Source organism: Streptomyces sp. WG7 (assembly GCF_049975785.1).
Lineage (GTDB): Bacteria > Actinomycetota > Actinomycetes > Streptomycetales > Streptomycetaceae > Streptomyces.
In genome coordinates this window covers 1-3429 of record NZ_JBNGGE010000117.1, presented here as the reverse complement: position 1 = coordinate 3429, position 3429 = coordinate 1, and the positions used below count along the sequence as shown (strand labels likewise).

Annotated in this window: 1 protein-coding gene; it reads left to right on the top strand. The window is 70.1% G+C overall.

Features of this window, described 5'->3' with window-relative positions:
* Positions 1 to 57: 57 nt before the first annotated feature.
* The coding region (locus ACP4J0_RS38245) for a type I polyketide synthase (RefSeq protein ID WP_426604022.1) at positions 58 to 3429 on the top strand (3372 nt) is incomplete at its 3' end.

The window sequence follows — 3429 nt, the reverse complement described above, 5'->3', positions numbered from 1 at the left end:
ACATATCCGTTCCAGCGCCGGCGGTACTGGCCCGAGGCGGCCGTCGGGACGGGTGACGTGGTGGGGGCGGGACTGGAGCCGGCCCAGCACCCGCTGCTGGGTGCGGTGGTCAGGCTGCCGGAATCGGGCGGGCTGGTGTTCACGGGGCGGGTGTCGCTGCGGACGCACCCCTGGCTAGCCGACCACGTGGTCCACGGAACGGTGGTCTTCCCCGGCACCGGGTTTGTCGAGCTGGCCGTCCGCGCCGGCGACGCGGTGGGCTGTGACCGGATGGACGAACTGGTGCTGGAGGCGCCGCTGGTCATCCCGGCCCAGGGCGGATGCCAGATCCAGGTGCAGCTCACCGAGCAGGCCCAGGACCGTTGGGTCCTGGTCATCCACGCTCGCCCGGAGGGCAGCGAGACCTGGACCCGGCACGCCACCGGCGCCCTGACCAGCGGAGCGAACACGGATGGACCTCTTCAGCGGCCGCTTTCGTCGTGGCCGCCCGCGGAAGCGGCGGTGGCCGACACCTCAGGGATCTATGACATCGGCGCTGACATGGGTGTGGTCTACGGCCCGGTGTTCCAGGGGCTGACGAAGGCCTGGACGCAGGGCGAGCGGGTATGGGCCGAGGTCGAGTTGCCCGAGGCGCAGTGGGCGCAAGCGGGAGCGTTCGGTATCCACCCGGCGCTGCTTGACGCCGTGCTGCACGCGGCGATATTCGCGGATCAGGGGCCGATGGGGGCCGCGCGCGTACCGTTCATGTTCAGCGATGTCGTGCTGCGGGCCACGGGTGCGACCCAGGTGCGCGTGCGCCTGGACCGTACCGGCTCGGAGGAGTTCAGTGTTGAGGTGGCTGACAGCACGGGAGCGCCGGTGCTGTCGATCGGTTCGTTGGCGACCCGTCCTCTGAGTGACGGTGAATTCGCCACAGCGCCGCAGAATAATACGGCTGTGCTCGCGCCAGAGTGGTCCGATGTGGACGCAGGCAGCGCACTGGACCCGCGCGAGACCGACGGCTGGGTCGTCGTGGGGCCGAATGCGGACCAAGCCGACCACGCCGACTTGTACAGCTTGGCCAAGGCTGTGGAGAGCGGTTCGTCGAAGCCTCGGTGCGTCGTGCTGGCCGTACCCCACCACTTCGACGGCCCGGTCGTGGAGCCGACGCATCACGTTACGGCGTGGGTGCTGGAGCAGATGCAGCGCTGGCTGAGCGAGCAGCGGTTCGACGGGACACGGCTGGTCGTTCTCACCCGGTCGGCCGTCGGCACCGGTGAGAGCGACCCGGTGCTCGACCTGCCCGGCGCAGCGGTGTGGGGCTTGGTCCGCTCGGCGCAGTCGGAGAACCCGGACCGAATCACTCTGGTCGACGTGGAGTCCGATGCCGACCTCGACCTCACAGCTCTTGCCCGCGCTCTCATGATCGGTGAGCCACAGCTCGCCCTTAGGGGCGGCACGGTGCGCGCTCCCCGCTTGACCCGGTACACACCCACCGCCGAGGTCGGCGCGGTGGACGGCACTGTGCTGATCACCGGTGGCACCGGTGGCCTGGGCGGCTTGGTGGCCCGGCACCTGGTGCGTTCCCATGGTGTACGGCACCTGCTGCTGGCCAGCCGCAGCGGTCAGGGGGCCGAAGGCGCCCAGGACCTGGTCCAGGAGTTGGCCGAGCTGGGGGCACAGGTCACAGTCGTGGCCTGTGACGTCTCTGATCGGGACGCCCTGGCCGGGGTGCTGGCGGCTGTGCCCGTGGAGCACCCCCTGACAGGCGTCGTGCACACCGCTGGTGTGCTGGACGACGGGGTCGTCGGCTCGCTGACCGGTGAGCGGGTGAGCCGGGTGCTGGCGCCCAAGGTGGACGCCGTCTGGCACCTCCATGAGCTGACGCGGGACATGGACCTGTCCCTGTTCGTCGTCTTCTCGTCGCTGGCCGGAATGCTCGGCAGTCCGGGTCAGGGCAACTACGCGGCGGCCAATGTGTTCCTGGATGCTCTGGTGCAGTGGCGCAGGCAGTCGGGTCTGCCCGGGGTGTCGCTGGCTTGGGGTGCGTGGACCTCCGAGGTCGGGCTGACCGGCACGCTGTCTGACGCCGACCTCCAGCGGATGACCAGCTCGGGCATGCCGCCGTTGTCGGTGGAACAGGGACTGGAACTGTTCGACCGTGCCTGGCATGCCGATGTGCCGGTGCTGGGCCTGACCCGGCTGGACGCGGCGGCAATGCGGGACCGGGGCGGTCTTCCGCCGATGATGCGGTCGCTCGTCACCACTGGTGTCGTCCGTCCGGTGGCTGGGGTCGACCGCGAGAATCCGAACGGCTTCGCCCAGCGCTGGGCGACAACACCGGCAGAAGAGCGTCCTCGCTTCCTGCTGGACCTGGTCCGCGGGCACGCCGCCGCGGTGCTGGGACACAGTTCTCCCGCACGGATCGACACCGGCCAGGCGCTCAAGGAACTCGGGTTCGACTCCCTGACAGCCGTCGAGCTGCGCAACCGGCTCGCGACCGTGACGGGACTGAGACTGCCCGCCACCCTGATTTTCGACTACCCCACGATCGTCGAGCTGGCCGACTACCTGGCCGGTCTTCTCGGTAACAGCGGCAGTAGCGGCGACAGCCGTGTCCAGGACATGAGCCTGCCGCCGGTGGTGTCGGTGACCGACGACCCGATCGTCATCGTCGGCATGGCATGCCGCTACCCGGGCGGTGTCTCCAGCCCCGACGAGCTGTGGGACCTGGTGGCCGAGGGCCGGGACGCGGTCTCGGGCTTCCCCGCCGACCGCGGCTGGGACCTGGACGAGCTGCTCGGCTCCGGGGCGGGCAACTCGGTCACGGCCGAGGGCGGCTTCTTGCAGGGTGCCGGGGATTTCGACGCCGGGTTCTTCGGGATCTCTCCGCGTGAGGCGGTGGCGACCGATCCGCAGCAGCGGCTGCTGCTGGAGACATCGTGGGAAGCGCTCGAGCACGCTGGGATCGATCCCACGTCGCTTGCGGGTAACCCGGTTGGGGTCTTCACCGGCGCCTTCCAGTCGGGGTACAGCGAGGTGGCCATCCGGTCGACGGATGACGTGGGCGGTCATCTGATCACCGGAGGCTCGCAGAGTGTGGTGTCCGGGCGCATCGCCTACGTGCTGGGTCTGCAGGGCCCCGCGGTGACGGTCGATACGGCGTGCTCGTCGTCGCTGGTGGCGCTGCACCTGGCCGCGCAGGCGCTGCGGTCGGGGGAGTGTCCGATGGCGCTGGTCGGCGGTGTGACGGTGATGGCGACCCCCGGCACGTTCATCGCGTTCTCCTTGCAGGGCGGGCTTTCAGCCGACGGGCGGTGCAAGGCGTTCGCTGACGCCGCTGATGGCACGGGGTGGTCCGAGGGCGCCGGCATGCTGGTGGTGCAGCGGTTGTCGGATGCTCGCCGTGAGGGGCGTCGGGTGCTGGCGGTCGTGCGGTCCAGCGCGGTG